The organism is Parapedobacter sp. (genome assembly GCF_035556095.1).
GTDB lineage: Bacteria > Bacteroidota > Bacteroidia > Sphingobacteriales > Sphingobacteriaceae > Parapedobacter.
The window spans coordinates 14,849-41,275 of record NZ_DATMFT010000029.1; the positions used below are offsets into that span (position 1 = coordinate 14,849).

Below are 26,427 nucleotides of genomic sequence, written 5' to 3' on the forward strand. Positions count from 1 at the left end.
CCGCCATCACAATTACCGCCGCTCCCCAATTTGTTGCCGCCACATGGCATAGTATAGCCCCCGGGCATCCACCAATTCATCATGGGTCCCTGTCTCGGCAATCTTTCCTTTTTCCAATACGATAATCCGGTCGGCGTGCATGATTGTCGACAAACGGTGCGCAATCAACACGGTAATCTGTTCCCGTTCGCCAGAAAGTGCCCTTACCGTTTCGGTGATGGCCTCTTCCGTGAGGGAATCTAGCGCACTGGTAGCTTCATCGAAAATAAGCAATCGGGGATTCCGTATCAACGCCCGGGCTATGGAGATACGCTGTTTTTCACCACCCGATAATTTGAGGCCACCTTCACCCAATACCGTATGGATTCCTTTTTCACTGCGCGCCAGCAACGGTGTGCAGCTGGCTTTATGTAAGGCTGTCAACACCTCGTCGTCCGTCGCATCGGGTTTCACGAACAGCAGGTTGTCTTTGATGGTACCGGCAAACAATTGGGTGTCTTGTGTCACAAAGCCGATTTGCCGCCGCATTTCATTGAACCGTACTGCTTCTGCAGGAATATCGTTGAAGAGGATACGCCCCGACACGGGGCGATACAGCCCTACGAGTAGTTTAACCAGGGTGGATTTGCCCGATCCCGATGGCCCCACAAATGCAATGGTTTCGCCATTGCTCACGGTGAATGAAATGTCGTCAATGGCATTTTGCGAGGCCGTTTTATGCCTGAATACCACGTGGTCAAAAACCACCGCTTCCAGGGGGCCGATAGGAACCGGATTTTCGGGCCGCCGCTCAATCGGTTTCCGCATCAGTCCATCAAACAGTTGGATGGAAGCCTCTGCCTCCCGGTATTGTACGATAATGTTGCCGATATCCTGCAAAGGCATAAAAATGGAAGTCGAGATAAATTGCATGGTGATGAGTTCACCGGGGGTCAGCACATCTCGGAAAATAAGCCAGAGCAAGGTGAAGAGGATGGACTGGCGGAGCAGGTTAAGCGTGGTGCCCTGTAAGAAAGATAGGAAACGGACCCGCCGCGTTTTGGTCATCTCAAGGTCGAAGATGGTTTGCGTATGGCCGCGCATCCGCCGGATTTCGGGAAATGTAAGTCCAAGGCTTTTCACCAGTTCGATGTTGCGCAGCGACTCGGTGATGATGCCCGACATGCGGGTAGTTTCGCGATTGATGCTCCGTTGCGTGGTTTTGATCTTGCGACTCAGCATACCCGTGATGGTGCCGATGACCACAAAGCCGATTAAGAAAATAGGGATGAGTGCCCAATGTTTGGTGATGGCGTACCAAATCAGGAAGCCGAAACCGACCAACGAAGAAAATAGGATGTTGATAGACGAGTTGATGAAGCGTTCGGTGTCGGTACGTACTTTTTGTAGTACAGCGAGGGTTTCGCCACTGCGCTGCTCTTCAAACTCCTGAAATGACAAGCGTAAGGTCTGCCGCAGTCCATCGTTGAATATCTGCATGCCAAACCGCTGCACGGCGAGCCGCATCACATAATCCTGAAACGAGCGGGCCAGGCGTGCCAATAAAGCAATACCAATGGCGATGAATAGCCAGAAAAGTACCCCCCGCACCAGTTCTTCCCGAGTGCGCCCCTGCATGTTATTGGCATAATCGTCTATGATTTTTCCGAAGATAATGGGGTCAATCATCGACAACAGCTGCGCTGCCGCCGCCAAGAGCAGTGCGAAATAGATATACCTGCGTTGCGGTTGGAGGTATTTCCAGAGAATTTTCATGCGCGTTTCAGCTTCCGCTCGCCCAGTACCCATGCGGCTTTCCGCGGCGGATTCAGCTTGATGCTGGGCGATCCTTCGGCATGCTTCCGGATGTGGGCAACGACCTCTTCCACCGAATCCGAGAACAGCAGAAGGTCCATGTCTTCGGGGCTGATGGTTTTTTCGTCCATCATGCGCTGCACGTGTGCAATGATTTCCTTGTGGAAACCGACACCCATTACTACGATGGGAAACCGTTTGATTTTGCCGGTTTGGATGAGGGTGAGGGTTTCGAAAAACTCATCCAATGTGCCAAATCCGCCCGGCAATACGATGAATGCGAACGAATACTTGCGTAATAGCTCTTTGCGCACAAAGAAGTATTCCATGGTAACGAACCGGTCGAGGTAGGGGTTATGTGCCTGCTCATGGGGCAGCTCGATGTTGCAACCTACCGAAAGCGCGCCGCTTTCTTTAGCACCACGGTTTGCCGCCTCCATAATGCCAGGACCACCACCGGTCATGATGGCGAACCCGAGTTTGCCGATTTGGGCAGATACCTGTCGGGCCAGTTCGTAATACGGATGGTCTTCCTTAAAACGTGCCGATCCGAACACGGTGACACAGGGGCCGATGAAGTGTAGCCCACGGAAGCCTTTGAGGAATTGCATCACCACCCCGCCAACGTATTTAAGTTCTTTCCAGCGCGCACGTGCACCCTCCAAAAATTTGTGTTCTTCCTTTATAAAAGCATTGCCCATTATTTCATTTATTTTTGATGGTTAACCAATTCGGTGGCTTCCTGTATGATCCGCCTTTTCTTGCGGGGGGCACAGTCCAAGCTGTCCAATTGCGCCGTATCGTCCACGATATCTTTGACTAATATGCACCCTTGCTTCAGAAGTATGTCTTTTTCAGCCTTGTTGACGGTGGTCAGGCAGGTGATGGGATACAATCCGGCATTGTCTACGCGGCGTTTTATGCTGCTTTCTTCCGGGTAATTCCAGGCTAGGAGATTCAGGTTGTAATAGGCCGAGAAGTCGATGGAGTCTGTGGTCATGTACGCATTCGTGACCAGCCAGCCAGCTGTGAATGGCATGTCTTTGCCGAAGAATGAGAATGTGCGGCCGTTAAAATCGTTCACCCGCGACAGGAAGTACATCGGCGTGGTTACGGTAATTTTAGCATCGTCCGTATTCCGGAACTTACATTCCACCAGAAGCATTTCATCGCCTTTCTGAGCCACCACATCGATTTCGTGGGTCACCGAATTGCCGGCAAGCAGTTGGCCGGTAAGGGTTTGGTAATGCGCGTGGTTGAAAAGCTTGGCCACCCATTGTTCGAAATAATAACCGGCCGGCCCCAGGTCTTTCAGGGCACGTTTGAGGCTATAGCGGGCGGCAAAAGAATCGGCTTCCCGTTTCAATAGGCGGAATGCCAATTTGTATAGGTCGCGGGTGCTGATTCCGTCATAGACCATGGGTTTCATCGTTTCCCACACTTCATCAACGACATCGGGCGATGCGCCCGATTTGGAGAGGGAGCCTTTCAGGCGGCGTAAATCAAATTCGACCAGTTCTCCGGAATATTTCTTTACTTGCATTTAATTGACCGAGGGTAATTGACCTTTGGGCAACTAATATGCAAATTTTTTAGGGAAAGCACTACCGAATAGGGAGTAAAAACGCCGGTTCCCATTTTTCGAGCAATCGCGGTAGCTGGTTGAAGTCGCCGATTTCGGCATCGGAAATCTCCAGCTCGTCAATTCCCCATTCTTCCCAACTTTCCCCATTGAGCCAAACCGTTTGGCAGCCGATTTCTTTGGACGGCAGGATATCCCGATTGTACGAGTCGCCCACCGCTACACATTCCTCGGCTGCGTAGCCCAAACGTTGCACACCTTGTTCGTAGATCGCCGTGTTGAAATGCGATTTCGGATCGGTGGTCTCCACAACGTCAGAAAAATATTTCCGGATACCGAAGTCAGTCAATACCGCATTGAGGTTACCATAGAAGTTTGATACCAGTACGATGGGGAAAGCGCTCGAAAGACTTTCCAGGATTGTTTTGGCTTTTCGTAGCGTCCGGTGGGCCAGTTGGTCGCACTCCTCGGCGATGGCGGAGATCAGCGTATAGTCCAGCTGGTAGCCGGCATCTGTCAGGAAATCGAATTGTTGGGTAATCTTATGCCTAAGCACGTCTAAGAACGTATCGTCAGGCCTGATGATATCGCCACCTGTCAATGCGGCTTCTGAATAGGTGTAAGCCTTGTTGAATACCGATTTGTCTAATGGGATATTGTGTTTCCGGAATTTATGCCAAAGAATGGCCCCCCAGTGCTGTCCATTGGTATCGATGGTTCCTTCGTAATTTAATAAAATACCCCGCGCTTGCATAACTGTTAACTTAACGTAATAGACGATTTGACTATTGTGTGAAATTAGTCAAATGTATAGTTTTATTTTGATGATTCACCCATCCTACCCAATAGACGAAAATAATGACGAATAAATTACAATCGCCGAAAAAAATAAATCGTACCGCGTCTGCATGTCAATTGGTCTTGCGGTAATTCCATATTGCCCAGCTGTTCAGTGTCACGGCAAAACCGAATATAGCACCGAGGTGAGGGAGAATGGCTGCCCAACTGCTTCCTTTAAGGATAATCATGCGCATCACTTCAACGAGGTAACTCACCGGATTCAAGGCCGATATGGTCTGCGCCCAGCCAGGCATACTTTCTATTGAGGTGAACAATCCACCCATGAGGATGAAAACCATCATGAAGAAAAACATGATAAACATGGCTTGCTGCTGGGTGTCGGTGTATGTAGAAATCAAAAGGCCGAAACCAAGTACAGCCAACAGGTATACCCAAACAAACCCATACATGGCCAGGATGTTCCCTTGTGGGAATATGCCATAGATTACCCACGAGACCAGCAGGCCGAGGGTAAAAACGATGTTTCCCAATATCCAGAAAGGGATAAGCTTGCCGAGGATGAAGTGATGTTTTTTGATCGGTGTTACGTTGATTTGTTCAATAGTGCCCGCTTCTTTTTCCTTCACGATATTCAGTGCCGATAGAAAGCCTCCGACCATGGTAAGCAAAATGGCCAGAATGCCGGGTACCATAAAAAACTGGTAGTTGAGCATAGGGTTGAATCGATTGGTAGGCACTACCTCAATGGTGGGTGCGGCGCTGAAGCGCGTGGGCTCGGTATAGGCAATCCGGATGTCCTGGTTATAGTCGCCGATGATGTCGGCTAGGTACGCCCCGCCTAAGCCCGCTTTCGTACCGTTGATGGCGTTGATAGCGACAAAGAGCGGTTGCGCCCCTTCACGGATCAGGTTGCGTTCAAACCCGAGCGGTATTTCCAGCACGAGGTCGGCCCGATCCTGTTCGATGAGCCGGTATGCCGCTTTGAGCGACGTGTGGTACCCCTGCAACCTGAAGTAGCCGGAGGCGGTAATTTTCGAAATCAGCTGCCTCGAATACGGCGAATGATCGTGGTCTACCACGGAGAGATTGATGTTTTTGATTTCGTAGTCTGCTGCCAACGGCAGGATAATCAGCTGCATAACCGGCATCACCAGAATAAGCATCAGGATGGCGCGGTTCCGGAAAATCTGCCGGAATTCTTTTTGCAACAGGAATTTGATTGTTCTCATTCCAACCGTATTTTAAAACTCTTTAAACTCACCACGAAGAGAAACACGGTGATGCCACATAAAATGAGTGTTTCTTTCCATACCCCTTCGATGCCCACACCTTTAATCATGATGGATTTAACGATACTATAAAACCATTTGGCCGGTACGATGTTGGAGATCCACTGCAGGAATACCGGCATATTCGCTATCGGAAACATAAATCCGCTGAACATGACCGTAGGTAGCAACATCCCCATCAGCGAGACCAACATGGCTACCTGCTGTGTCTTCGTTTTGATGGAGATGAAGATACCCAAAGTAAGGCAGGTGATAATGAATAACGCGCTTTCGGCAAACAACAACAGCCAACTGCCCTCCACGGGAATCCGTAAGACAAACACGCTCATCAGTACGATGGACAGCACATTGATGAGCGAGAGGAATAAATAAGGAACAGCTTTCGACAGGATAACCCATACAGGTTTGAACGGAGACACCAACAGTACCTCCATCGTTCCCGTTTCTTTTTCCCTTACGATGGATATAGCTGTCATCATTACGGAGACCAGCATCAATACCAAGGCAATAACTCCCGGCACAAAGTTGGGGGCACCTTTGAGCTGGGGGTTGTAAAGCATCCGGGTTTGAGGGATAATCTGATAGGACAGGGCTGCCTGTTGGTTCAGTTCCGCTTGGTAATCGCGGATGATGGAAGATACATAGTTGGTGAGGGTGGTTGCGCTGTTCGGATCGGAAGCGTCGGCGATCACCTGTAGCTGTGCTTGGTTTTGGCGGGCGAGGTCGTCTTCAAAATTAGCCGGGAAGATTAACCCCAATTTGATGTCGCCTGCTCGGAATGCCGTTTCCATGCGGTCTCGATCCATCACATCTTCCTGGATTTCGAAGTAGTTGCTTGCGGCTATTCGGTTGATGATGCTTCGCGAAGCGTTGTCTTTTGCATGGTCCACTACCACGATACGTGCATTTTTCACTTCGTTCGTCAGTGCAAACCCGAATATGAGAATTTGGGCAATCGGCATACCGATCAAAATCAGCAAGGTACGGCGATCACGCAATACGTGGAAGAATTCCTTTTTTACAAATGTCGCAAACTGTTTCATCTGTTTATTTTTTGTTTTCCATTTGTCAGATGGAGCCTTTGATGATTAATCCGCCAACTGGCGGAGCCCTGTGTGCTTAATGATTATTTTAATCATGTCGGGTTCATTTAATCTCCCCTTTTAGCTCCCCGTGCCAGTTGGTAGAACACCCCATCCATGGAGGGTTCTTTCAGTTGCGTTTTCAAATGCGCGGGCGTGCCAAGTGCTTCGATACGGCCGTCTACCATGATGGAGATGCGATTGCAATATTCGGCTTCGTCCATATAGTGGGTGGTTACGAATATGGTGATGCCGCGGCTTGCCGCCTCGTAGATCATGGCCCAGAATTGCCTGCGGGTTACGGGATCCACGCCGCCGGTAGGTTCATCGAGGAACACGATATCGGGTTCATGCAGTATCGAGACCGAGAACGCGAGTTTCTGCTTCCAGCCCAACGGCAGGTCGCCCACTAGCTTTTTGGCTTCCGATTGCAGTCCGAGCCGTTCAATGAGTGCATCGGTTTTGGAACGGAGCTGGCGGTTATTCAACCCGTATATCCCACCGAAGAAGCGGATGTTTTCCAACACCGTGAGGTCTTCATACAAGGAGAATTTCTGGCTCATGTAGCCGATGTGCTGTTTGATTTGCTCAGTTTGGTGATATACGTCGAATCCGGCCACCGTGGCTTTGCCCGATGACGGCTTGGACAGGCCACACAGCATCCGCATCGCCGTAGTTTTGCCCGCGCCGTTGGCACCCAGGAAACCGAATATCTCCCCTTTGTAAACCTCAAACGTAATTTCGTTGGTTGCGACGAAATCGCCAAACCGTTTGGTCAATTTCTCGGTTTTGATTACCGATTCCGTGGCTGTCATGTGGTTAACATTTTAATGAAACAATCTTCAATGGTGGGTGTAATCGGCTTCACATCGATATCGTTGAACCCCGATTTTGCCAGGAGGTCCCTTAGCTCGCCCGGTAGGTCCCGGTTATCGCCTTCATCCGAATCGACGTGGATGTATTCACCGAATAGATAGCCTGTAAAAGAGGGCTCATGGGTGGCCAATACCTGCGTAACTCGTGGCATATCCGTGGCTTTGACCGCGTATAGCGTACCCGGGTAGGCGTTTACGATGCCTTTGGGCGAGTCGATAGCCAATATGTTGCCATGCTGGATGAGTGCGATGCGATCGCACAACGCCGCTTCGTCCATATAAGGTGTGGATACCAGCGCCGTAATCCCCTGTTTTTTCAGCCGCCCCAGCATCTCCCAGAATTCCTTGCGCGATACCGGGTCCACGCCGGTGGTCGGTTCGTCGAGGAAGAGCACGGTGGGTTTGTGGATGAGTGCGCAACACAGGGCAAGTTTTTGCTTCATGCCTCCTGATAGTTTGCCTGCCCGGCGTTTTTTGAAGGGTTCCAACTGCACGTAAATTTCTTCGATGAGGTGGTAGTTTTCCGCTATCGACGTATTGAATACCGTTGCAAAAAATTGGATGTTCTCCTCTACGGTCAAATCCTGGTACAGGGAAAAACGTCCCGGCATGTAGCCTACTTGGTTGCGGATGTGGCGGTAATCGCTGATGACGTCGTGGCCAGCCACGGTAGCCGTGCCGCTGTCGGGCAGCAATAGCGTGGTCAATATGCGGAAAATGCTGCTCTTGCCCGCCCCATCTGGCCCGATTAGACCGAACAACTCACCAGCCTCTACCGAAAAAGAGACGTCCGTTACCGCCTTTACGGTGCCTTTATTATACGTCTTCGTGATGTTGTTTAATGTAACCATTTTTAAAACCTCACCTCCCCATACATCCCGATTTTCAGCAGCCCGTCATTCTTCACCTTTATCTTGATGGCATAGACGAGGTTCTCGCGTTCGTCTTTGGTCTGGATGGTCTTGGGCGTAAACTCCGCTTTGTCACTTATCCAAGCTATGGTTCCCGGGTATTCGCGGTACGCCCCATCCGCATCGTCCACCAATACCGTGACCTGTTGGTTGAGGCCGATTTGTGCGAATTGAGGACCTGTAATGTATGCCCTTAGGATAATGGTTGATAGGTCTGCGATTTTGTACACCGGTTTCCCCACAGCGGTTGTTTCATTTACTTCGGCATATTTCACAAGCACGGTGCCGTCCATCGGGTTAACGATGCGGCTTTTGGCGAGTTGGTCTTCCAACTGCGCGATTTGTATTTCCAATGGAGAAGCTTCCCGCGTGATGCTTGATGCGCTGATACCCAGGTTGGATTGCTGTGCAGCGATTTGCTTTTTGATGATGGCCACCTGTGCATTGGCATCGTCCAGTTGTTTGGGGGTTGCCGCATCGGCCTCCACCATGCTGGCAATCCGGTGCTGCTCGCGCATCGCTTGGCTCAGTTGTTCCCGCAGGGCTGCCAATTGCGTCGCAATGTTGGGCTTTTTGCTCAACACCGCATCGATCTGCGCTTCAAGTTGACGTTTCTTCAGGTACAGTTGGGTGCTATCAATATAGCCCACGGTTTGTCCGGCGTGGAGTAGCTGGCCCTCTTCCACGTTTAGCGCACGGATTACCCCATTAGCCTCCGCAGATATGATGGTTTCTACGGCTTCGAACGTACCCGAAGCATCGTACGTCTGCTGTTTGTCCGCACATGATGCCGATAGCAAGGCGGCCAGTATTAGAATTTTTGCGTTGTCCATGTTGTTGATTTTGCGGGTGATGCTTTTTTCCTATGGTTATCAATTGCCGGTGGTATACCGGATGTCGTATTGTGCTTTCAATAGCTGGAGTTCGTGGTGTACCTTGGCTAGCCGCGCCTTACTCACCGCATGGGTTTCCCTTACGTAGTCGGCCGTGTTAATAACGCCATTTTCGAGCTGGGCAAGTGCAGCATCCCGCACGGATGTACGCAGCGCGATAATGTCGTCGTCCGTGCGCAGCAGTTGTTCGTATTTGGCAGCTTCCGTTTGCTGTTGCTGGAGTGAAAGATTCGTGTTAAATAGGAATGTTTCCTGCTGTACATCGATGGCTGATCCCTGCACGTCCAGTTGCGCCCTTTCGTTTTTCAGCGTGTAGAAGCCGCTTATCGGGATGGATAGCCGTACGCCGCCATAATAGTAGGCTTCTAAATCGTTGCTCAACATGTTCAATGCGGGTCGGCCCACACCAGCTTGTAGAAACAGGCCCAGCTTGGGGCGGTTTTTTGCGCGCAGCAGTTTGCGCGCTATATCGATGCTATTTTTCTGCTGTGCATACCAGCCCAATTCCGGCCGGGCGATTGCCGAAGCCGCACTGGGGTGTGCTGGTTTCTCCAGTACGGTGTGTTCATCCAGCGGCCGACCTATGAATAAGCCGAGCATATGCAGGTAGGCCTCGCGGGCGGCGTGCAGTTCGGTGGCCTGCTGCTGTGTGTTGAGCCATTCAGCCTCAAGGAGACTTCCCTCGCTCTTCAAAACGGCACCATTTGCGATCGCCGCATTTGTTTTTTTCAGTCCGGCTTGGATGTCTTGCTGCAGCAGGTCGTTCTGGGCCAATTGTGCATCCAAAAGCAGGATGCCGAAGTACAATTGGTTTACCCGTTCCTTGATTTTGTGCAGTTCCACGTCCAGCGCCTGCTGCTTCACATCGGCGTCAGCGTCGATGGCTTGCTTATTCAATCGTGTTAAACCACCGTCATATAGGTTTTGGTTTACCTCGCCATAAAATTTGTATTGGTCCTTGTTCAACGTGGGAGCATCCATTCCCGGTAGCTGTATCGGGATTTCTGTTACCGCCGATTGGTAGGTAGCCTGCCCATTGATGTTGATTTGGGGTAGGGAATGCTTGCTGTTCTGATCAATGGCGTACGATGCACTTCTCGCGATGAGGTCGCGCTGTTTTACCATGGGGTAGTTTTGCGTGGCCAATACGTGGCTTTCTTGGAGGGTAAGTACCGAGATTTGCGCTTGGGTCTTTCCAATTGAGATTCCCAGCGAGCCGATGAGCATCAATGTTACATACAGGTTAATCATCTTGTTTATTATTTTGAATTAATCATTTGATTAATATATGTCCAAAAAAAATCACGGTGCCTCCAGCATCGCAACGAACCATGTCTTGATCAGCTTTTTGCGTGCTGTCATCAGCGTAACGGCCTGTTCTGGTTTGATACCAGTGATTAGCTGGATAAGCGGCTTGCCGATAAATGGAAAGATAACAAGGCCGAGCATATTGAGGATGAAATGGAGCGGGTCAACATCCGGGCGCCTTTCGGCGAGTTGCTTGAATAATACCGAATCGGTGAGATTCGTTTTCGTCTTCACCAAACTGGCAAACTTATCCGGATTGTTTCTGATTTCACCCAAAACGAACAGCGGGATGTCTGGATTGGCCAGTAGGGTATCGATGTAATGCTCAGCAACCTGTTCGACTTTTTCCTCGACGGACGTATTTGCATCCATGATAATCGGTGCTATTTTGCCAAACAGGATCTGCATCTTTTCCATGATGACGATCTCAAACAGTTTTTCCTTGCTACGGAAATAGTAATTGAGTAAGGCCAGGTTGATACCCGCTTCTTCTGCAATATCGCGCGTACGTGTAGCGGCATACCCTTTTTGGGTAAAGACCTTCCGGGCGGCTTCTTTGATTTTCTCCTCGGTGCTGAGGTCTGCTTTCTGCTTCGTTTTTCCCATTTTATGCTTTCGCTACGCGGCAAATATAACAGGGTATTTTGGTTTAACCAAATATTTTAATCATTTGATTAAATTTATGATGCTGTCTGTTTCTTTGCGGGGCTGAGGTTCGCCCTATTTTCTTTTTTTGAAGGCGAGCCAACAGATGAGGAGCGTTATATTAACAAGTACAGAGAACGCGTTTGAAACGATGATGGGAATTTCCTTTTGCAAAAATCCGTAATACACCCATAAGCTTACGCCAGTTATCAGTACACAGATCGTGGTAACGGATAGATCGGTTGTTTCTCTCGTTCTTATTACCTTTATGAGCTGGGGCAACATAGCAATGGATGTGAAAATCCCGGCTGCAATTCCAATTATATTTTCATAAGTCATTTATTTACCTGTTAAATGACGGTTGCTTCCCAATGCCTTATCAGCAAGTTTTTCTGTTTGAATTTCGCTTCAAGATGCACTTTCAGCTGTTGCCAATAAGCCCGATCTATCGCATCGACCAAAACCTCAAAAATTGCCAATACATCCTTTTCCGCCTTTTCTTCCGTTTCTTTCCAAAAACCTTCAACGGGCGTTTGCTTATAAATGGTTACCCCACCAAACTTTTCACTGAAGGTGGATTTGAGTTGCTGGAAATAGCTTGGGGGGAAGCGACTACCGTCGATGTCGGTTAAGGGAATAAAAATTTGCACAAGCTTCATGGCATTTATCCAGATGCTTGCATTAACAGGTAGGATGTGGAATTGTTTCGATACCGCGATTATATCGGCGCAGATGGTCCAGGCTACTCGCCTGGACCCATTGCGGAAGACGGTAGGCTTAAAACGCCCGATATTCGCCAGTCAGGTATTGATTGGCTTTCTCCTCCTTGAATTGGGCTGTTTGAGCATCCCAATGCAAGGTTTCACCGGGGAAGCGCCCCGCAATCGTGCCCAAAAGAATGGTCTCGGTAAGCCGTGATGCATATGCAAAAGGTGCCGAGCATTCCCCTTTTCCCAAACAAGCATCCACAAATTGGTGGTAATGCTTCGGACCTTCGGTGTCGTAATTGCGGATGGGCTCGCCCAGGCCATGTGCTTCGCTTACCTTGGCGATTTCGGATGAAATATCGACGTACTTGCCCCTGACGATTTTCCGGGGCAACTGCATGAAGTGGGGCAATAACAAACGGCCCTTTTTGCCCACAAACATGGCTCCCTGATCTGGCAATTCGTACTCACCCGCTATCTTGGGGTCCAGTGAAACTTTCCCCGCGCTCTCCGCCTCCCGGTTGGTTTTCTTTCTATCCGCTTTGGCATCCATGCCCGGTAGCTCAAGGTCTTTGTGCATTGCCGGGGCACCCGGGCCGTCATACCAGATCCATTTTAACGATCTGGTGGTATATTCGGTGCCTGGAAACTCATAGGTTACCTTATTGTGCTCGGGAAAACCGAACCCGTTTGGAGGCCTGCACTCGTTGGTGATGGTACGCGGCACATCCAACTGCAGGGCATTGTAGGGCGTATCAAAGATATGTACCCCCATGTCGCCCAGGGTGCCGCAGCCATAGTCCATCAATTTCCGCCAGACCCCCGGGTGATATACCCCTTCCTTATAAGGTGGCTTAGGCGATGTTCCCGCCCATAGGTTCCAGTGCAGTTCTTTTGGGATTGGATCCTCTCCCTCCGGTGGCGGGCCGTCGTAGCCATGGTTTTTTGGTGACCAGGCGTGTACGGTATGCACCTTCCCGATGATGCCGGATTGGATTAAAAGTGTAGCCAGCTTGTAATCATAAAAAGAATGCACTTGGATACCCATCTGGGTAACCAATCCTTTTTCGGTGGCCAGTTTATTCATTGCCCGCGATTCAGACACATAGTGGCTTAGTGGTTTCTGGCAATAGACAGGCTTATTGAGCTGCATGGCCAGCATGGAAGCTGGGGCGTGGGTATGATCCGGTGTGGATACGATAACTGCGTCGATTTCATTGCCCAGTTCCTCCAGCATAACACGGTAGTCAAAAAACACGCGGGCCCGCGGGTGGAGTTTGTGTGCGGTGGATAAATTCAGGGCATCCACATCGCAGAGCGCCACCACATCAACACTCGGATGAGATGAGATGGCTTTCAGGTCTTCGGCGCCCATGTTCCCCACGCCGATATGGGCAGTCCGTAAGCGGCTTCCCCTCGGGAAAGCTTTCAGCAGCGCGGGAGCCAGCATGACCCCCAGCGCACCTAATGTACTGGTTTTTAAGAATTCGCGTTTATTCATGACTTCGTGTTGATTCGTTAAATCGTAGCCCAAAATAAAACTATTGTCTGTTTATTCCAAGTCTATTTTGAAGAATATATACCCACAGCCATTATTTGAATGCCAATTTTACGGCGTCCTTATTCAATCTCCTTTTAATAAGCCGGTTATATGCACATCCAATAGTCGCCCACATTGGCGATTCGTTGTTTATTTGTCAGCCGGTATTTAAAACGTGTGGTCAATCTGAAAGAAACGGTAGGATGGAGGGCGGCCAACATGTCGGGGTTAAAATATAGTAGCCTTTTATGATTTCGGAACACGTATTATAATGTGTTGTAAAACAATTATATATGTAATATTTGTTAAGTGTGTATTAATGACACTAAGTAGACAAATAATCGCGTTATAAAACATACCTTTGCATGGTAATATTAATTAAACATCAACTTCATTTTATATTTTCAACATGATTGAAGAAACTTTAGAACAAAAGACACAGCAAAAACAACCTACCATTTCAAATACCGTATTATCGGCTAAAAGGAAGGCTGTTTTTACCCCGGCTCGTTTTTCCGTAAGGGGATTGAGAAAACATCAGGGAATACAAGTTGGCCGCAATCCCCGGGTTATCGGATAACGCAAGCCCGTTTGTGGTATAGAGGGGCTGGCACCGCGGCAATTCAACGTGACAGCCCCTATTAGCTTTTTTTCGCTGTCTCCTTTTTCTTTTTGGGGACTTTCGCTCCTTCCTTCCGTGCCTCAGATAGCCCGATGGCAATGGCCTGTTTCTTGGAAGTTACTTTCTTCCCACTACCGCTTTTAAGCGTTCCTTCTTTCTTTTCATGCAAAGCCTGCTCAACTTTCTCACTGGCTTTTTTTGAATACTTTGCCATAATTCCGTGTATTAATTTGTCTGTATATTTTTGACTAACAAACCCGGTATCAAATGGTTCTTTACATTTCGTCGTCGATGGTGTAGAACTGGGCTTGGGTAAGGGGCATTTCGTAATTGAAGGCCTGAAACGGCGGCAGGCATGGCACTTGGAATCGGACGATAATAGCTCAAAATTAGTTAACTTTGTAACTTAGGCATGAATGATAGACGTATGAAGAAGAGCTATTTCAATAAAGCAATCCTTTTATTCGGGCTATTCCGTAAGCATCGCATCAATGGTGATGACCTCGCTACCGCGGAAAGCAAATCGGTATACTTGGATGAAAAAGTCGATGAATTCCGGCTTTTGATTTCAATGGGCAAGGATGTGTTTGCGGGACGTTATCGCATGAATAAGTGGAACCTATCGATCATCACCGCTACGATTGCCTACGTAATTTCTCCGCTTGATGCAATGCCTGATATGATTCCTTTGATGGGATGGATGGATGATGCAACAATCGTGGCATATGCAGCTTCCAAACTCACAGACGAAATCAATAAATATAAGGCTTTTACCCAGGCTAGCGTACCGGCTTAACGGCCACTCAAAATAATCCGAGAATAATTCCGGTCACAGCTCGTCGCCCATAAATAGTTGTTGCCTATTTGACCGCAATGGGCACAAGTATACCGTATGATGGGTATGCGATTTATTTATTATCTTTAGCCGAAACCGTGACGCGTATGCCTGAAATAAAGATCATAAAAGAAGAAGTGCAAGCAAATAGCGAGGATACGTATTACCTAAGATATATTGCTAGGTGGCGATTTGCGCTCGTATTCCTACTCTTGGTTTTCGGTTTAATCGGCATATTGTGGTTTCTCCGACAACACGGTGTTTTTCCGGCATCCGAATGGGTGGGATTCGGCTTGGTGATGTTGTCGTTAGGGTTTTCTTTCTATTTTTCGCGCCGGATAGCGATCGCGCACGTTGCCATTTCATTAGACGAAGAAGGCGCGCATCAAGCTTGGCTACGACAATTCGCATTCGCTTCCAATCCTGATATCACCATACGCTGGACAGATATCGTGGACTACAAGTTTGAACTGGAACCGAGAAATCATCGATTTAGGGCTACATTAAGGGACGGAACGGTATGGCGGTTTAACCGAGACCTATATTCAATTAAGAAGGATGATTTTTCCGCTTTTAGTGTCGCTTTTAATAAGAAAGTGGAGCAGTATAATCTGGCAAATGCAGATAAGGGTGCCGGGATTCGGCGAGCGAAGACATTTCCGGAAACCCATGCGGCATATGTATTAGCCAAATTGATTAGCGTATTGATATTAGCCTTTCCCATTGTACTGGTGATACTTGCTTTGAATGACTCGCCCGCCACAGCGCTGGTCGGTATTTTTGGAGCATTGGCTTTTGTTCCCGCGTTTCTATTTGCCTATATGGTTCATTTAAACCGTAAAGAAAGAGATCATAACGTCCATTGAAACCTCACGGTCTTGATGCCTCGCCCGAATTACACTTGGCTCCGCTGCGTTGGTCAGTGCTGCTTTTTTTCCGGATTATTTCGCACAACGAGGTAATATAGTGTTTGATGCTTTTCGCCATCCAATTTGAACCGCCCATCCGCCACCGGTATCCGGGAAGAAGTTGGTCGTCCGTCGTGATCGAGTACAATGACTTCAACCGGTTCATCCAGGCCCGATGAATGCCAGGGCCGGATCATCCGCATAGCACAAACCGGTATAAGGGTTGATGTGGTTAAGCATGTTTACGGTCAGATCAATGCTCAATTGTTGCAGATCGGGCGCGAAATTAACCAAACTGGACGTCGATCCATTCAAGTGGGACCAAGGATAGGTTAGGTTCTTAATCTCGGTATAAGCAAGTAACCGCGCGCTATCTTGCGGTAATACCCGATGCCCGTAGATGTGCGACCAGCCATAATAAATACCCTGCTCGCGCAGGGCGGATTGAAAATAATCAAACCGATCGAACTTGTCCGGGTCTAGTTCGGTGGAAGAATCGTCATGGTAGGCAAACCAGGTAAATTTATGGAACCGTATCGCATTCATCCCGTATTTGGCGACAAAGTTGACAAAACTGTCCGCACGCAACTTATCGATAAAGGGAAGCTGACTACAGATATTTGTTCCCCAAAATTTGACCTTCCTTCCATTTTCAAACCGTAGTTCATTGTCGTTCATCTGCACAAATCCGTGCCGGCCCGCGGGTGCATCAAGCCAAGATTGCATGCCGATGACACCCGGATCAGTGCTTTTGCCTGATGTGAATGGAAACCATCGTGGCTGACCCGTGCCTGGCTGCTGTAACATGACCTGCGCACTCGTTAAACTGATTGCATGGAGAAGGATAATAAGAAGTAGTTGTCCACGTTGCATGATTCTGATATTGAGATAACCGGCTCATTCCGTTGTGCCGTCTTGTAAGGAATACGTCTAGGAAACGGCTATGGGTAGGGAGCAACTAAAAAAATGCAGGTCGCACCCGTCGTTCTTGCCTCTTGCTGCGCCATGAGCATGTAGCGTTCCCGTAGGTATTCATTTAGCAAGCGCCTTGTCGATTTCATTGTCTCCCAGTCTTGCGGCCAATTGGCTTGGGCGCTCCGGATTGTTATTGGCAATGGTGCCATCGCGGTTTATGAGCATGTAGTTCGGTATAGCCCGTACGTTATAGGCTTGGCAAACGGGATGCTTGGTCCAGCCCTCTGCAATGAGGTTTACCCCATGCATGTTGTGTTTTTTTAGCGCAGCTTTCCACTTCGTCTCCCCCACATCCACACAGATGTTGATGAATACCACGTCTTTATCTTTATAATACTCATGTAGCTGTGGCACATAATTTTGGATATCGTAAATGCAAGGGCCGCAATACACTCCCCAGAAATCGATGTATACCACCTTGCCTTCAAAATCGGCTAAGGATACCTCCTCACCGATTTCGTTTTTTAACGTAAATGGAGGCGCTACCTGACCCGGGTAGATTTGTTGCATGCTCGCATAGAGCTGTTCCGTGGCCGATTTAAAAAAGGGTGTTTTGCATTCCTTGAGAAACAAATGATAGGCGTCTTTTAAGTGGCTAAATGAGGTCTGTCGGAGATACCTCATTAACTCCTGCGCCAACAACCAATCCTGCATAAGATCAGATCCTTGAGAGGCACGCACTTGATGATACGCTGTCATTGGGAAGTTTTTCTGCGCTATGCTGCCATCTGCAGTTCTGGTACCCAGGTATGGATTTGCTTTACGTATTATGGCTTCATAAAAATCACGGTAATCAGGCACATGGATGAACTGGTTTTCATCATACCATGGATAAGGTTGATCCAATTTGAAAACGGAATAGTCGGCTACGGTACGCATCATTCCACGAAGCCGGTAGGTGGGGTATAGTTTTTGGTCGATCAACAAATTGGTCAAGTTGTAGTACTGTGCCAGCAGGATCCGGTCCACAACGGCTTTATCGTCAGCTGCATAAGCGAGTACGGTTTGCAATATGGCATTATACAGATTGTTTATCCGCTCATATTTCTCCGCCGGGGTGTAGCTATCTTCATTCTCGTGTAGCTCACGCCGCAGGTCGATCTGGGGGACCCGGTGTTTTGTATGGATCGCCCATTGTAACTGAAGCTGCAGATTTCGGACCGTATCTATGCTATGTATACTAAACGAATCCCACAGGGCATTCTGATCCCAGTTCAATGTCAGGGTGTCATTTTCGCAAACGGATAAGATAATGGTTCGGCTTCCGGGCAGGTACAAGTAGATATCCTGCGTATTGCTCACCTCAAACCGTTCGTTGAATGAGCCATCGGGTTTTACCGGAACTGCTTTCGTTACATTGCCAAGGTAGGTGGTCATCCCGAACTCAAAGAAGTCCTCGCCAAAATGCTGTGCCGTTCCCTGCAATACAAAATGACCAGGTTCACCGAAATTTATAATTAATGAATCCTGTTGCAATTTTTTCGATTCAATTTGGTCTTGAGCCAAGCCAACCAAAGGGATGAGGACAGCCCATGACCAAAGGCATGTTCCGCAGACTAGATTTATTATTGATTTTTTCATCATATTGTTATTTAAGATGCTTTGTCAGACTGTGTATTCCGTTGCGATCTTCTACAAAGCAACGGTATTTGTGCGAAAAATAAAATGTTGGATTTGAATTGGGTTGCCCTGCTTTGCTTTTCGCCATCCAATTCGAACGGTATATTGAAGTGGATCCGTTAGCGGCTTCGTTTGCATTTGTATATTCCGATTTGCAAATTTCGGAACGATGTTTTACCTTGCACACCATAACGACCTTTATAAAACTAAGAGGCCGGCCGATATATGCATAAGACGTATAATTACCTTTTCCTTGTCTTTGGGTTCTTGCTACCTGTTGTTTTAGGCATACAGGGCTTGGCAACAATTTTTACTAAGGTGGAGCGAATGGGAGCAGCACTCAAAGATAGCTTGTATTCCGCAATACCCTAGCCAACTTATGAAAACTGCCTTTATAACCTCCTTTAAGTGTATACTGATAATTGTTTGTGCTCATATCGCCATTTCATGTAGCGAAAAGGGGGATATTTATGTTGAGGCAGGAGCGGGTATTTACGAGTATAACGTACTCCGCAATGAAATAACGGCGGAACAGGCTTCGTTTGCCTTTAAAGTGGAAGGCGGCGTTTACCGGACGGCGGGCATAATCCATGACTTCGATGTCCAACGATTGGCAGCTCGGATTGCAGCCCGGGATACGGTGGCTGATATACGTTTCGATAACGAGACCTTCTCGGTCACAATTTACCGAGAACCGGGCGAGCAAGAAGTACATTATGCTTTTTTTGTTGATGCCGGTGATGGTCAATTGGTGTTTAGCGACATCCGTAGCCTAACATTCAGGTCGTTTCGGGCAGTTGCTATTGGTATCGGAGAAGACGGCATACTCACCAGCCTTTATCAGGAAGGCAATGATTCAGACGATGGGACTAACGTGGATTTTCAGATTGAGCTAAAAGAACCGATACATTCTCCCGAAGCCCTGCAACTCACAATCGGCCAAGCAACTGTGCCCATTAAGCACGTAACGCTTGATCGCAGTCGGGGTGCTATTTATGTGAAAATACCTGATGATATCCGGGCCGGTGATTACGAAATGGTACTGCGATACCACGATGAAATACGGTACAAGCGGCAAATAACGATTCCTGCAGGACGTATGCGAAAAGCGGCACAACATCCTAAACGGTTGCGGGTTGCCCATGCCTTTTTTGTTTACCAGGAAAAACTTCATACCGGTGCGTTTATTTCACCTGGCTTTGCAGATAATTCGGTAGAATACGCGTCTTGGGATCCCAGGACAGATCGGTGGAACATTCATGAAGTCACCGATTTGAAAGAGGATTCGTGGTCCTACAACCGGGCTTATCCGGGAGGTTTCCCGGACAACATGGGATATGCCATACGCGATAAAATATACTTTAGCCCAGCTGTACAACCGGCTTACGATGCGGCGGATAACCGGTACTATCAACAAGTTTTCATGGCTATTTTAGACCCCAAACGTTATCGTTGGGAACATGTTAACCTGTTTGAAATAGCTGATGATCGAGGTGAAGGCAGTTACAGGACGCATAACCTGCAACCATGGAATAACGAATTGTACTTTGTTTTAGGCCGTGCTAATTTTTACGATTTAACCGGGCCGCTGACCCTGCATAAATTTAATCCTTCGAGCCAGGAGCACCAACAGATTGGTACATTGGAACTGCCTGCCGGAACCTTAAACGTCACCTTGGTTGCCAGCTCTGCGCAGATGTATCTGCTTGCGTATTCGTCGACTGGATTGGGTTTATGGAATCAATACCGGCTCAGTTTGTATACGCTGCACCCCGAATCAGGAACACTTAACCTCGTGTCTGAACGTATGACAAAAGAACAAGGTGGCTACGCAATTGTATATGATGGACGAATCTGCATTTTCGGTGGAGGGATTGAAAGTGTACATGGAGAAACCTATGATTTAGCCCAACAAACTTGGGCGTATACAAATCCCACCTACGCCAGCTTTGGATATCCAATGAACAGCTCCGGGGGATTCCTTGGCGTAATAAACGGAAAGATTTACAATGCATACGGTTATGATCGTGGGCAAAACGATGGAGTAATATTGGAATGGGACATCGACTATCGAAAATAATCGCATTTGGCGTTGCCGCTTGTGCTTGGCTGGCTTGTGAGCGCAGTGTGGAGTTAAACGCCGTTAATTTTGGCAGAGCTTCCCTGGAGGTGGTTTGGAATCGAGAGGCGCATTCGCATTTTTCGTATAAAGACAGTGCGAAGGTTCGTCTTTATGACAATGAAGCGGATTTTTTACAGGCGGGGGGGCACTTTGTTGCGGAAAGGTCGCTTTCCGACCGGTCTCCACAAGGTGGGGGTACAATCACTCCCGTAGACCGTGGTCTCTTTGAAAACTTAGCACCGTCCACTTATTGGGTAAAGGTGTTTAATGCATATGATTACGAACGGATGATAGAGCATAACCTTGACGCCGGTTTCAAAACCGCTCTTGAACTGCAGGAACATACGCATAACTCGGTTTATGTAGAGACTAAGACCGTTTACCTACAGACATACCACATTCATTCCATTACGTTCCACACCCTGCCTATGGCAGAAGAATTTCTTTCGCCCAACCAGAATTTCCAGTTGGATATCGATAAGTGGTATGAATATACTTCCTCAGAATATCCGGATATTAAATTTTATAGTGGCTCATCGCGGATAGGCGATTTGCCGGTGACTATCAATGGATTGGACATTCCCATTTTTGAGTTTACTAGCTCATGGCCTCGTTTTTATATTAATGTCGGACGGCCAAACGCCGAAGGTATTTATGGCCAATACGAAATCCGCTTGTTTGACCTCCTCAATCAAAACACGAGTCTCACGGGCGACTTGCACTATTGGGATGAACAGGGCCGGAAAATATTCACCTTGCACGGGACATTCACCTTTCAAGACTAACCATGATGATACGTAAAATTACATTAGTGGTTTGTTTTATCAGTCTGGTTTTTGAATTAAAGGCTCAATTCGTTAATCGCTTGGAAATTGTACCCACGTATACACATACCCTTTACGATATGAGTATGACGTTGCATGACCGCGGCATTACCGTTTCACAAAAAAGCCGATCGCAAGCCGGTACAGCTTCCCTTAACTTACGTTACCGTCTCAATCAACAGTACCACGTGGGCTATACATTCGGTTATTACTTCTTTGGAAACTCACAGTTCACGAATACCTACGGAGCTGTTACGCATTCAATGGACCAGGAATTGGCTGGCTTTTCCAACAGCGTGGGTTTATATCTTTACCCCATCAGGCAGCAAAATAAGTTTCGACCGTATATCTACGCGGGGCTTGTTCATCAGGATGTGCGCCTTACCCGTGGTGAGGTCGATTACCGATTTGAAGTGCCTAGTGGCAGTCAAGAAGAGTTGCCCACTACCGTGGCTTGGTCGCACCCTGCATACAGCGGGCCCATTGGTGGCTTCGGTGGCGAACTATTGATCGGGTTTAATTATTTAGAGGATGAGCGGTTCGGTTATGTCTTTTCGATTGGCACAGGCGCTATTTACCAACATCATAACGCCTATATACCGAAGCTGATTTATGTTCCCCGCGCACAGATCGGGATAGTATTCAGAACGTTTAAAGCCAAGATGCCCCTATGAAATATGTCGTACTGATCGCATTGCTCGTTATATCCTCGCTTACAGCGATGAGTCAACGATTCCGTCCGGTTCTATCCACGTTTTCTGAGGGTTCCATTCAGGCCTTGGCCAACTCGCCTGGAGACAGCGTTCTTTACTTTTCGGATGGCCGGCATGTCTATCGAAATGTAAACGATACGCTGTACACCCGATTATCCAATATTGAAGGCACTATCCAAGCGTTGGGTATCAATAAAACTGGTGGATTGCTCGGTGTGGCTGCCGGAGATCGGGTATACCTATACAATCTATCTAACGAACAGATACAGGACTCCATTTCCGTTTCAGGGGAAGGCCGTACCGTGAGGAAGCTTTGTTTCAGCCCACGTGGCGACCAGATGGCCGTTGCATTAAGTGACTTTTCCGCGCAGCTTATCGATTTGGCAGACCTGCGTCGATTACATACGTTCAGTGGCCATACTAAAGAGATAACGGCTATGACATTCGATGACAGCGGCAACAACCTCATCACCGCGGGCGGTGATCGTATCATTCGGATTTGGAACGTAACCAGCGGCGAATTGACAAGGCAGCTTCGTGGCCATAGAAATTGGATACGAGCCCTGGCCGTCAGCCCGGATGGCGTAAACCTGGCTTCTGCCGGCGATGACAGGCGGATTTACTTTTGGTGCCTCACTGATAGTACACAGGCCCGATATCGCTTTCGAACGCCGAAAAACCATACCAATTGGATATCGGACATCCAATACCTTCCTGATGGTAAGTTGATGTCGCTAGGGCATGATAATCGCCTATTGGTTTGGTATCCGTTTGGTAATACTTTTGGGATGGTCCAACGTGTAAATCGCTCGGTAGGCAATGTAGTGGAGCGCCAGCCGGTCGCCTTTGCGATAGGTGCCCGTCACGATGTATATGTTGCCACGCTCGGGAACGGGCTTCGTGTAGATCCTTACTTTCAGCTGAACTACAGGAAGGCACACCCCGTAAAAGTGGAAACGTTCAATGGCTATACTCCAGGTTCAAATGGGCTATTCACTTTCGATTCTACTGCTCAAGTCTTACTGAATGTCGGGCGGATTAATGAAATACGCCACATCGTCGTTGAAAATCTCTCAACGGGTACAAAAGACACGCTTCAGCAAAGTGATTTTAATAAACCCATTGTCATCAATCTTCCCGCTAAACAGAATACCATCTATGTGCATCTGATAGATCAGGATCCCAATGTACCTATAGAACGCCATCACTTTAGCGTGTATCGTGTGATGGAATACCGACGTTTCCTCGATGACTACTTTTTGAAAAGAAAGTTTATATTGCTATAGCGCGGGTTCTTGCGGATCTTTGGGGTAGAGCTTGCGTTGATATTTTTGCGGCTTTACTTCCTTATCCGTTAGGCACCGCCGGGCTACTGTGATTTGGGTGAATGACTATGACCGCAGGGGCGGGGCTTGCCGAACCTTAAAAATCATACTTAGGGTTTTGCAGCCTACTTCTAAATACAGCATCAGCTCTTTATGCCGTTACGTACAACGGTCGTTGGGAGAAGAAAGTGTGTCAGATAAGGCTGCGTATCAAAGTGCAGGGACTCTCCATGGGAATAGTTACTTGCCGCAAACAGCTACGGAAATAATATCCTCGCCCAATGCGCATTCAATATAAGCGATCGTTTTGGTTGAAAAACTATAGGTTCCGCTGAGCCACTTGCTGATTTCCGACTGCTGTTTATCCATCACCTTTGCTAAATCAGCTGGTTTCATGTTCCTTTTGGAAAGTATATCTGCAATTCTGTTGGCAATGGCCACATTACGCTTAGTCAATTTGTCAATTGCGGGATCTGCGTGCTCTTCAAGCCAATTGGTGATTAGGTTATCTCCCTTAATAATGTCAGCATTACCAGCGCGCATTTTTCCTTCCTTTTTCATGCTAATCAACTATACCTCTTCCGTTATTGTTCTCAAAAAGTATGAGAAGCGGGGTGTTCTTCCAGAAATTTGGCTTTTTAAACCTCCTTTACTTCCAGAAAGAATCAGGTATAGGGTGTTTGGCTAAAAATGCTTTTGCGCGTTCATCCTTTTTTTTAAAGAAGGCCGAATTGGAGTATTGGGCAACGGACCCGGTCTGTTGGATATCTTTGTTGACTTTTTGCTTGTTTTTATCTTTTTCCATATTAACCCCTTCGCTTAAACAAAGTTACTGATTTTTTCGAATAATGAATGCTTCAAAATTTATGCCTTTTTCAAATGTCTGCCAACTGCCATTAACGTATCCCTGGACAATATAGGAACCCTGCTTTATTTCTTTCCAATAGGAAAGGATATTCATTTGATACAAGCGCGTTCTGGATGCAGTGCTGCCTTCTGCAAATATGACAGCATGCGGATATACGACTAAAAAATCAACAACCGTTTCAGCAACCGTGGCCAACACCTTCTGTCTGTCATCGTTGTTTGTATTGATCTGATCGTCAACATACTGCCGTTCTTTATCCCAATCTCCAAAACCGAGATTGAAAACTTTATAAGGATGTTCCTGAATTAGACTATATCTTACAACTTTTTTGATAACACCTTTCGGTCCATTGCTATAGAATTCATAGTAATGTTCCTCAGGAACTTTTGAAAAGGAATATTTTTCATCTGCCATGATTCTGGTTTATAGTAGGGAATTCTGGTCAATCATTACCTGAGCACTCCTGATCTTGAAGATTTTGCTTCCGGCTTCAGCACTCCAACATCAGTCTTATCCATAGGTTATTGGTTTTACTATTACATTGTTTGCTAATTAACGTAGCAAAAATAATATTGCTATACAAATAATTTTTAACCTAAACCCACCAACCTTCCGGTTTCCCGTAATGCCCTTCCTTTCCCCTTCGCTAACTTCGTGCAGCCAACAGAGGACTACCCATGAAAAATCCGCTTCAAGAGCGCTGGTTTCGACTTCCGGCAATTAATGCCATCCGATAATCCTACCGAGCAATTGTGCGATCAAGTAGCTGCCGAATTCTTGGTGCCGGAAGCGTTGTTGCGCATGCATTGGACCAACGCCGCCGATATCCGTAGGCTGGCCACCAAATTTAAGGTCAGTAGAGTAGTGATTGCCCGCAGAGCATTGGATTTAGGCTTAATCAGCAGACCGGCTTTTTTTCAGCTATATGATACTTACATGGCTGAGTTCGCTGCCAAAAAGCACGGGCAAGAACCCGGGTTCCACTTTTATTATACCGCCCGTAAACGGGTAAGCCCTACGTTTGCTGCCTATGTCACATGGCCGTGATAAGCAGTACCTATCCCTTGCTATCCGGCAATTTTGGCAAAGCAACCTTTGAAAGCATTTTGTTGGCGGCTTCCAGCTTTTCAGGGAACAGAACCTGGCCCTGAAATTTATTTAAACGCTTATCTATTTTGACAATAGGCGTTTTGGCCTTATTTATACGTTCTATTCTCATATCACAAAGTTACGATTTTTTCTAGTTGCCAAAAAAGCTTCATAGTCTTCTCCAGAGACAAATTCCTCCCACTTTTCGTTTTTAAGTCCATAAACATAGAAGTCTTCCGCTATTTCAGTGAGATTATTGGTTAGCCCCATTAGATACAACCGTGTGCGCACTCCGGTGCTACCTGTAGCATAAATCCAAGAGTCAGGATACCTTCCCGTGAAAGGATACACGGTCGAGGCAACAGTAGCTAATACTTTTTCGCTATCGCCATTATTCGTTACGATTTTGTCGTTTATACCACCTACATTTTCATCATAATCGCCAAAAGCTATATTAAAAACGTTTGTCAGACTTGTTTCGGAATATTCCACAATCTTTTTTATTTCACCTTTGGGTCCTATGCTCGTAAACTCGAAGTGCATCAACTGGCTTTCAGCTACGTAATCATATTTAGGATATTTCATGGAACCATGGATTTGCTAACAAAAATAGCAAAAATAAAAGTGCGTTTCAAATCTTTTTTAATCGAACCCTCCAACCTTCCGGTTTCCCGTAATGTCCTTCCTTTCCTGTTCGCTACCTTCGTACAGCCAACAGAGGAATAACCATGAAAAATCCGCTTTGTAAGTTTGACCATACATTTGCAAAATCGAAAGCAATGTTGTGATTTGCAGCTTCACGACCGTTATAAACTAAAAAGGCCCAAGCTGAGATGACAGAGGCACGTTCCGCTTTAGCAAGTAATTAGCTATTTTTGTATGATGGCTGTAACTATTCCCGTAAATAATGATATCCTCACATGGGCTATTGCCCGTGCCGGTTATGAATTGCCCGAATTTGCAGAGAAGTACCACGAGGCTGGGTGCCGGTATCTTAAGAAGAGCCAGATTAAGACGACAACGAAGAAGCCGTTAAAAATGGGTATGGGACTTGTAAGGTATGAAGCCGTAATTAAAATATCGTATTTATAAAAGTACC

At 47.3% G+C, this 26,427-nt stretch carries 30 protein-coding genes; 8 read left to right on the forward strand and 22 right to left on the reverse strand.

Annotated elements, in window-relative coordinates; all coding sequences use genetic code 11:
- Positions 1-12: 12 nt before the first annotated feature.
- The 15 genes from VNQ80_RS17820 to VNQ80_RS17885 form a co-directional block, all read right to left on the reverse strand.
- A complete protein-coding gene (locus VNQ80_RS17820) occupies positions 13-1,755 on the reverse strand; it encodes an ABC transporter ATP-binding protein (RefSeq protein WP_325641185.1) in 1,743 nt (580 codons plus the stop codon).
- A complete protein-coding gene (locus VNQ80_RS17825) occupies positions 1,752-2,495 on the reverse strand; it encodes a TIGR00730 family Rossman fold protein (RefSeq protein WP_325641186.1) in 744 nt (247 codons plus the stop codon). The genes VNQ80_RS17820 and VNQ80_RS17825 overlap by 4 nt, the downstream gene beginning before the upstream one ends.
- Positions 2,496-2,503: 8 nt before the next feature.
- Positions 2,504-3,337: a restriction endonuclease gene (locus VNQ80_RS17830; protein ID WP_325641188.1), complete on the reverse strand. Its 834-nt coding sequence runs from the start codon at positions 3,335-3,337 to the stop codon at positions 2,504-2,506.
- Between the two features lie 61 nt (positions 3,338-3,398).
- Complete coding sequence (locus tag VNQ80_RS17835) at positions 3,399-4,130, reverse strand: HAD family hydrolase (RefSeq protein ID WP_325641191.1); 732 nt, start codon at positions 4,128-4,130, stop codon at positions 3,399-3,401.
- 157 nt (positions 4,131-4,287) lie between these two features.
- On the reverse strand, positions 4,288-5,406 hold the full coding sequence (locus VNQ80_RS17840) for an ABC transporter permease (protein WP_325641193.1): 1,119 nt from the start codon (positions 5,404-5,406) through the stop codon (positions 4,288-4,290).
- Positions 5,403-6,509, reverse strand: a complete 1,107-nt coding sequence (locus VNQ80_RS17845; RefSeq protein WP_325641195.1) for an ABC transporter permease — start codon at positions 6,507-6,509, stop codon at positions 5,403-5,405. The genes VNQ80_RS17840 and VNQ80_RS17845 overlap by 4 nt, the downstream gene beginning before the upstream one ends.
- Before the next feature lie 107 nt (positions 6,510-6,616).
- On the reverse strand, positions 6,617-7,363 hold the full coding sequence (locus VNQ80_RS17850) for an ABC transporter ATP-binding protein (RefSeq protein WP_325641197.1): 747 nt from the start codon (positions 7,361-7,363) through the stop codon (positions 6,617-6,619).
- Positions 7,360-8,274 (reverse strand): ABC transporter ATP-binding protein, encoded by a 915-nt coding sequence (locus VNQ80_RS17855; protein ID WP_325641199.1) that lies wholly within the window; start codon positions 8,272-8,274, stop codon positions 7,360-7,362. Before VNQ80_RS17855 ends, VNQ80_RS17850 begins: the two co-directional genes overlap by 4 nt.
- A gap of 2 nt (positions 8,275-8,276) precedes the next feature.
- Positions 8,277-9,167, reverse strand: a complete 891-nt coding sequence (locus tag VNQ80_RS17860; RefSeq protein WP_325641201.1) for an HlyD family secretion protein — start codon at positions 9,165-9,167, stop codon at positions 8,277-8,279.
- Positions 9,168-9,206: 39 nt separating this feature from the next.
- Positions 9,207-10,478 (reverse strand): TolC family protein, encoded by a 1,272-nt coding sequence (locus VNQ80_RS17865; RefSeq protein WP_325641203.1) that lies wholly within the window; start codon positions 10,476-10,478, stop codon positions 9,207-9,209.
- Positions 10,479-10,529: 51 nt separating this feature from the next.
- Positions 10,530-11,141, reverse strand: a complete 612-nt coding sequence (locus tag VNQ80_RS17870; RefSeq protein WP_325641205.1) for a TetR/AcrR family transcriptional regulator — start codon at positions 11,139-11,141, stop codon at positions 10,530-10,532.
- 114 nt (positions 11,142-11,255) lie between these two features.
- Entirely contained in the window at positions 11,256-11,519 is a 264-nt protein-coding gene (locus VNQ80_RS20985) for a SemiSWEET transporter (RefSeq protein ID WP_414693009.1), read from the reverse strand.
- A gap of 11 nt (positions 11,520-11,530) precedes the next feature.
- The gene (locus VNQ80_RS17875; RefSeq protein WP_325641207.1) at positions 11,531-11,839 is read right to left on the reverse strand and encodes a hypothetical protein; all 309 of its coding nucleotides are present in this window, start codon (positions 11,837-11,839) and stop codon (positions 11,531-11,533) included.
- A gap of 118 nt (positions 11,840-11,957) precedes the next feature.
- Positions 11,958-13,388, reverse strand: a complete 1,431-nt coding sequence (locus VNQ80_RS17880) for a Gfo/Idh/MocA family oxidoreductase (RefSeq protein ID WP_325641209.1) — start codon at positions 13,386-13,388, stop codon at positions 11,958-11,960.
- Positions 13,389-14,068: 680 nt separating this feature from the next.
- Positions 14,069-14,263, reverse strand: a complete 195-nt coding sequence (locus VNQ80_RS17885) for a DUF6496 domain-containing protein (protein ID WP_325641211.1) — start codon at positions 14,261-14,263, stop codon at positions 14,069-14,071.
- A 198-nt stretch (positions 14,264-14,461) separates the two neighbouring features.
- Between VNQ80_RS17885 and VNQ80_RS17890 the strand changes: the two genes are divergently transcribed.
- Both VNQ80_RS17890 and VNQ80_RS17895 read left to right on the forward strand, forming a co-directional pair.
- A complete protein-coding gene (locus tag VNQ80_RS17890) occupies positions 14,462-14,845 on the forward strand; it encodes a YkvA family protein (RefSeq protein ID WP_325641213.1) in 384 nt (127 codons plus the stop codon).
- 77 nt (positions 14,846-14,922) lie between these two features.
- On the forward strand, positions 14,923-15,750 hold the full coding sequence (locus VNQ80_RS17895) for a hypothetical protein (protein WP_325641215.1): 828 nt from the start codon (positions 14,923-14,925) through the stop codon (positions 15,748-15,750).
- A 204-nt stretch (positions 15,751-15,954) separates the two neighbouring features.
- Here the strand turns inward: VNQ80_RS17895 and VNQ80_RS17900 are convergent, their stop codons facing one another.
- Positions 15,955-16,665, reverse strand: a complete 711-nt coding sequence (locus VNQ80_RS17900) for a hypothetical protein (protein WP_325641217.1) — start codon at positions 16,663-16,665, stop codon at positions 15,955-15,957.
- Positions 16,666-16,824: 159 nt separating this feature from the next.
- Positions 16,825-18,351: a TlpA disulfide reductase family protein gene (locus VNQ80_RS17905; RefSeq protein ID WP_325641219.1), complete on the reverse strand. Its 1,527-nt coding sequence runs from the start codon at positions 18,349-18,351 to the stop codon at positions 16,825-16,827.
- A 415-nt stretch (positions 18,352-18,766) separates the two neighbouring features.
- Between VNQ80_RS17905 and VNQ80_RS17910 the strand changes: the two genes are divergently transcribed.
- Genes VNQ80_RS17910 through VNQ80_RS17925 form a run of 4 tightly spaced genes read left to right on the forward strand, consistent with a single transcriptional unit; the run spans position 18,767 to position 23,332 of the window.
- Positions 18,767-20,467 carry a hypothetical protein gene (locus VNQ80_RS17910; protein ID WP_325641221.1) on the forward strand — a complete coding sequence of 567 codons (1,701 nt, stop codon included), beginning with the start codon at positions 18,767-18,769 and terminating at the stop codon, positions 20,465-20,467.
- Positions 20,443-21,294: a hypothetical protein gene (locus tag VNQ80_RS17915; RefSeq protein WP_325641223.1), complete on the forward strand. Its 852-nt coding sequence runs from the start codon at positions 20,443-20,445 to the stop codon at positions 21,292-21,294. The genes VNQ80_RS17910 and VNQ80_RS17915 overlap by 25 nt, the downstream gene beginning before the upstream one ends.
- Positions 21,295-21,296: 2 nt before the next feature.
- Entirely contained in the window at positions 21,297-22,007 is a 711-nt protein-coding gene (locus VNQ80_RS17920) for a hypothetical protein (RefSeq protein ID WP_325641225.1), read from the forward strand.
- Positions 22,004-23,332 (forward strand): hypothetical protein, encoded by a 1,329-nt coding sequence (locus VNQ80_RS17925; protein ID WP_325641227.1) that lies wholly within the window; start codon positions 22,004-22,006, stop codon positions 23,330-23,332. Before VNQ80_RS17920 ends, VNQ80_RS17925 begins: the two co-directional genes overlap by 4 nt.
- 279 nt (positions 23,333-23,611) lie before the next feature.
- Here the strand turns inward: VNQ80_RS17925 and VNQ80_RS17930 are convergent, their stop codons facing one another.
- From VNQ80_RS17930 to VNQ80_RS17940, 3 genes are all read right to left on the reverse strand, one after another.
- Positions 23,612-23,932 carry a helix-turn-helix transcriptional regulator gene (locus tag VNQ80_RS17930; protein ID WP_325641229.1) on the reverse strand — a complete coding sequence of 107 codons (321 nt, stop codon included), beginning with the start codon at positions 23,930-23,932 and terminating at the stop codon, positions 23,612-23,614.
- An 88-nt stretch (positions 23,933-24,020) separates the two neighbouring features.
- Positions 24,021-24,176, reverse strand: a complete 156-nt coding sequence (locus tag VNQ80_RS17935) for a hypothetical protein (protein ID WP_188507335.1) — start codon at positions 24,174-24,176, stop codon at positions 24,021-24,023.
- A gap of 24 nt (positions 24,177-24,200) precedes the next feature.
- The gene (locus tag VNQ80_RS17940) at positions 24,201-24,653 is read right to left on the reverse strand and encodes a DUF6934 family protein (protein WP_325641235.1); all 453 of its coding nucleotides are present in this window, start codon (positions 24,651-24,653) and stop codon (positions 24,201-24,203) included.
- A gap of 309 nt (positions 24,654-24,962) precedes the next feature.
- Between VNQ80_RS17940 and VNQ80_RS17945 the strand changes: the two genes are divergently transcribed.
- Positions 24,963-25,286 (forward strand): ImmA/IrrE family metallo-endopeptidase, encoded by a 324-nt coding sequence (locus tag VNQ80_RS17945; RefSeq protein ID WP_325641237.1) that lies wholly within the window; start codon positions 24,963-24,965, stop codon positions 25,284-25,286.
- Between the two features lie 10 nt (positions 25,287-25,296).
- Here the strand turns inward: VNQ80_RS17945 and VNQ80_RS17950 are convergent, their stop codons facing one another.
- Together VNQ80_RS17950 and VNQ80_RS17955 are read right to left on the reverse strand one after the other, a co-directional pair.
- The gene (locus tag VNQ80_RS17950; protein WP_325641239.1) at positions 25,297-25,458 is read right to left on the reverse strand and encodes a hypothetical protein; all 162 of its coding nucleotides are present in this window, start codon (positions 25,456-25,458) and stop codon (positions 25,297-25,299) included.
- Positions 25,455-25,913 (reverse strand): DUF6934 family protein, encoded by a 459-nt coding sequence (locus VNQ80_RS17955; protein ID WP_325641241.1) that lies wholly within the window; start codon positions 25,911-25,913, stop codon positions 25,455-25,457. Before VNQ80_RS17955 ends, VNQ80_RS17950 begins: the two co-directional genes overlap by 4 nt.
- A gap of 294 nt (positions 25,914-26,207) precedes the next feature.
- On the opposite strand from VNQ80_RS17955, the gene VNQ80_RS17960 reads away from it, so the two are divergent.
- On the forward strand, positions 26,208-26,420 hold the full coding sequence (locus VNQ80_RS17960) for a hypothetical protein (RefSeq protein ID WP_325641243.1): 213 nt from the start codon (positions 26,208-26,210) through the stop codon (positions 26,418-26,420).
- Positions 26,421-26,427 lie beyond the last annotated feature (7 nt).

Excerpts from the sequence above, each read along its gene's own strand:
- VNQ80_RS17920 (WP_325641225.1), top strand. The coding sequence starts at position 21,297 with ATGATGATACGTAAAATTACATTAGTGGTTTGTTTTATCAGTCTGGTT.
- VNQ80_RS17820 (WP_325641185.1), bottom strand. The coding sequence starts at position 1,755 with ATGAAAATTCTCTGGAAATACCTCCAACCGCAACGCAGGTATATCTAT.
- VNQ80_RS17895 (WP_325641215.1), top strand. The coding sequence starts at position 14,923 with ATGGGCACAAGTATACCGTATGATGGGTATGCGATTTATTTATTATCT.
- VNQ80_RS17955 (WP_325641241.1), bottom strand. The coding sequence starts at position 25,913 with ATGAAATATCCTAAATATGATTACGTAGCTGAAAGCCAGTTGATGCAC.
- VNQ80_RS17950 (WP_325641239.1), bottom strand. The coding sequence starts at position 25,458 with ATGAGAATAGAACGTATAAATAAGGCCAAAACGCCTATTGTCAAAATA.
- VNQ80_RS17860 (WP_325641201.1), bottom strand. The coding sequence starts at position 9,167 with ATGGACAACGCAAAAATTCTAATACTGGCCGCCTTGCTATCGGCATCA.
- VNQ80_RS17885 (WP_325641211.1), bottom strand. The coding sequence starts at position 14,263 with ATGGCAAAGTATTCAAAAAAAGCCAGTGAGAAAGTTGAGCAGGCTTTG.
- VNQ80_RS20985 (WP_414693009.1), bottom strand. The coding sequence starts at position 11,519 with ATGACTTATGAAAATATAATTGGAATTGCAGCCGGGATTTTCACATCC.
- VNQ80_RS17925 (WP_325641227.1), top strand. The coding sequence starts at position 22,004 with ATGAAATATGTCGTACTGATCGCATTGCTCGTTATATCCTCGCTTACA.
- VNQ80_RS17935 (WP_188507335.1), bottom strand. The coding sequence starts at position 24,176 with ATGGAAAAAGATAAAAACAAGCAAAAAGTCAACAAAGATATCCAACAG.
- VNQ80_RS17845 (WP_325641195.1), bottom strand. The coding sequence starts at position 6,509 with ATGAAACAGTTTGCGACATTTGTAAAAAAGGAATTCTTCCACGTATTG.
- VNQ80_RS17875 (WP_325641207.1), bottom strand. The coding sequence starts at position 11,839 with ATGAAGCTTGTGCAAATTTTTATTCCCTTAACCGACATCGACGGTAGT.
- VNQ80_RS17830 (WP_325641188.1), bottom strand. The coding sequence starts at position 3,337 with ATGCAAGTAAAGAAATATTCCGGAGAACTGGTCGAATTTGATTTACGC.
- VNQ80_RS17880 (WP_325641209.1), bottom strand. The coding sequence starts at position 13,388 with ATGAATAAACGCGAATTCTTAAAAACCAGTACATTAGGTGCGCTGGGG.
- VNQ80_RS17930 (WP_325641229.1), bottom strand. The coding sequence starts at position 23,932 with ATGAAAAAGGAAGGAAAAATGCGCGCTGGTAATGCTGACATTATTAAG.
- VNQ80_RS17855 (WP_325641199.1), bottom strand. The coding sequence starts at position 8,274 with ATGGTTACATTAAACAACATCACGAAGACGTATAATAAAGGCACCGTA.
- VNQ80_RS17915 (WP_325641223.1), top strand. The coding sequence starts at position 20,443 with ATGGGACATCGACTATCGAAAATAATCGCATTTGGCGTTGCCGCTTGT.
- VNQ80_RS17905 (WP_325641219.1), bottom strand. The coding sequence starts at position 18,351 with ATGATGAAAAAATCAATAATAAATCTAGTCTGCGGAACATGCCTTTGG.
- VNQ80_RS17825 (WP_325641186.1), bottom strand. The coding sequence starts at position 2,495 with ATGGGCAATGCTTTTATAAAGGAAGAACACAAATTTTTGGAGGGTGCA.
- VNQ80_RS17945 (WP_325641237.1), top strand. The coding sequence starts at position 24,963 with ATGCCATCCGATAATCCTACCGAGCAATTGTGCGATCAAGTAGCTGCC.
- VNQ80_RS17850 (WP_325641197.1), bottom strand. The coding sequence starts at position 7,363 with ATGACAGCCACGGAATCGGTAATCAAAACCGAGAAATTGACCAAACGG.
- VNQ80_RS17910 (WP_325641221.1), top strand. The coding sequence starts at position 18,767 with ATGAAAACTGCCTTTATAACCTCCTTTAAGTGTATACTGATAATTGTT.
- VNQ80_RS17865 (WP_325641203.1), bottom strand. The coding sequence starts at position 10,478 with ATGATTAACCTGTATGTAACATTGATGCTCATCGGCTCGCTGGGAATC.
- VNQ80_RS17835 (WP_325641191.1), bottom strand. The coding sequence starts at position 4,130 with ATGCAAGCGCGGGGTATTTTATTAAATTACGAAGGAACCATCGATACC.
- VNQ80_RS17900 (WP_325641217.1), bottom strand. The coding sequence starts at position 16,665 with ATGCAACGTGGACAACTACTTCTTATTATCCTTCTCCATGCAATCAGT.
- VNQ80_RS17870 (WP_325641205.1), bottom strand. The coding sequence starts at position 11,141 with ATGGGAAAAACGAAGCAGAAAGCAGACCTCAGCACCGAGGAGAAAATC.
- VNQ80_RS17940 (WP_325641235.1), bottom strand. The coding sequence starts at position 24,653 with ATGGCAGATGAAAAATATTCCTTTTCAAAAGTTCCTGAGGAACATTAC.
- VNQ80_RS17890 (WP_325641213.1), top strand. The coding sequence starts at position 14,462 with ATGAATGATAGACGTATGAAGAAGAGCTATTTCAATAAAGCAATCCTT.
- VNQ80_RS17960 (WP_325641243.1), top strand. The coding sequence starts at position 26,208 with ATGATGGCTGTAACTATTCCCGTAAATAATGATATCCTCACATGGGCT.
- VNQ80_RS17840 (WP_325641193.1), bottom strand. The coding sequence starts at position 5,406 with ATGAGAACAATCAAATTCCTGTTGCAAAAAGAATTCCGGCAGATTTTC.